Annotated in this window: 1 protein-coding gene; it reads right to left on the bottom strand. The window is 24.6% G+C overall.

Features of this window, described 5'->3' with window-relative positions; all coding sequences use genetic code 11:
- Nucleotides 1-96 precede the first annotated feature (96 nt).
- Nucleotides 97-1,959, bottom strand: a complete 1,863-nt coding sequence (locus tag EZH24_RS10515) for a tetratricopeptide repeat protein (protein ID WP_137999079.1) — start codon at nt 1,957-1,959, stop codon at nt 97-99.
- Nucleotides 1,960-2,281: the final 322 nt, after the last annotated feature.

Below are 2,281 nucleotides of genomic sequence, written 5' to 3'. Positions count from 1 at the left end.
CTTTTATTTTTTAACTTAAAAAGAATTATTTAAAAAACTAACCCAATTAAAATATAATAAACATTGCATCACAAATAAAACTTATTATTTATAATCTTATTTTTTTAAATTGTTTAAATTATTTATAGCCAATTCATTATTATCTATTTTAATGGATGTTTTATATGCTTTAATAGCATCTTTTATATGCCCCATTTTTTCAAAAACAACTCCTAAATTATTCCAAGCAATAGAATTATTACAATCTAACTTTACAGAGTTTTCATAATTGTTCTTAGCTTCTTCAAGATTATTTAGTTCAGTATTACAATATCCTAAATTAAACCATACACCAGCAAGAGTATCATCATCCATTTCATAATTAGATAATATAAAAACAAATTCCTTGATAGCTTTATTATAGCTATTTAAATTTACATAAGAACTTCCGCACATAAGCAAAAAATAAATTTCGTTCATAGTGTAATCTCCATTATTTTTTATAATAAAAAGTTTTTTTCTCAAATAAATAACTAGATCGTAGTATTCAAAATTAAATAAAAAACGCACTAAAGTTTCACATAAAGCAAAAAATGAAACTGGATAATGAAAATTATTTTTCTCATACTTTGGATTTTTAATCAAATTTTTTACTATATGAAATATATTTACAATATCATCTTTATATACACCATCTTCTAAATCTTGTAATTCTTCTAAGTTTAATTTAAATAGCCACAATGAAGAATACAAAACAGAATCGTTGTAATCTAATTCTACTGCTTTCTCCAAGCACTTTATAGATTCTCTATATTCTTCATTTCCGCAATAAGAACTGCCAAACAAATACCAAATATCAGCTCTGTCATCATCTAATGACACTGCTTCTTCCAAGCATATTATGGATTTTTTATAATCTTCTTTCTTATTGTAAACTTTACCTAAGTAATACCAATTATCAGCATCATAAGGATTTAATTCTACTGCCTTATTCAAACAGCGTATAGCCTCTGTATAATTACCATTATCATTATAAGAAGCACCTAACCAATACCAATTATTTTCATTATTAGGATTTAATTCTACTGCCTTGTTTAAGCAGCGTATAGCTTCTTCATAATTAGTATTTTCATAATAAAAACTTCCCAAAAAAGAAAAGTCATTTGCCTTACTAGGTTCCAATTCTAGAAACTTATTAAAATATATTAATGCATCTTTATATTCTTCATTTTTATTACAAGAGTTAGATAATAACCCCCAATAAGTAGGATTATCAGGCTCTAACTCTACTAGTTTTTTCAAGCATCTTGTAGATTCTCCATATTCTCCATTTTCATTATAGTAATTGAATAAACCTAGCCAAGCAAATAAATAATTAGGATCTAATTCAACTGACTTATTTAAACATTTTATTGCTTCTTCATGCTCACCATTTTTATTATAAGCTACACCTAACCATGACCAATTAACTGAATCATTAACATTTAATTCCGATGCTTTCTTTAAACATTTTATAGCTTCTTCATAATTTTTATCATTATAATGTGATTTACCTTGTTCGAATAAATTATCGGCATTTTCTTTACTAGAACTATTAGCACTATCTGAAACAATATTATTAATTCCTTTTACGCTTTTTATATAATTCTCAAATTCTTCTGCCCTCTCATCTGATATGCCATATTTAGATTTTCTTTTGTTTAACAAATTTCTTCCGCTTTCATCTATAGCACCATCTTCAAGCATATCTTCCAAAAGCTCATAATATTCTTCTTCACCTTCTGTGTTAAACTTAGGCTTATTTTTATTTTGTATTTCATGCAATGCAAAATCTTCTATCTCCTTTGCTCTTGTATCGGATAATCCGTATCTATCTTTTTTCTTATTTAATAGACTCCTTTCACTGTCATCTATAATACCATCGTCTAACATATCTAATATAAGTTCATAATAGTTTTGTTCCTGATTTGTTAAATTCATAATTTCACTCCTTTAATTATAATGAATTAAAAATATAAAAGAAAGACACTAATATATTTAAGTATTTTTAAATATTAAAACTTTAATCTTGAATAAAAAGAATGATTAATAAAGTTTATTAAAATTCTTATTTGATTTGATTTGATTTTTAGCATAAAATAAACCTTAAATTAATGTTTCATTATATTAGTATATATGATAATACTTGTTTGTCAAATATTTTATACAATAATAAATAATAAAAAAACACATACCAATAATAATTAGTATGTGTTAATATTTTATTTTTTAGTTCGTAGCCACTTTGAATACCAAAACTACC

This window comes from Brachyspira catarrhinii, from assembly GCF_005518285.1.
GTDB classification, from domain to species: Bacteria; Spirochaetota; Brachyspiria; order Brachyspirales; family Brachyspiraceae; genus Brachyspira; species Brachyspira catarrhinii.
This window is presented reverse-complemented; position numbering and strand designations above follow the sequence as displayed.

What these genes read in the sequence shown, in the direction of transcription:
- EZH24_RS10515 (WP_137999079.1), bottom strand. Translation starts at nt 1,959, where the DNA reads ATGAATTTAACAAATCAGGAACAAAACTATTATGAACTTATATTAGAT.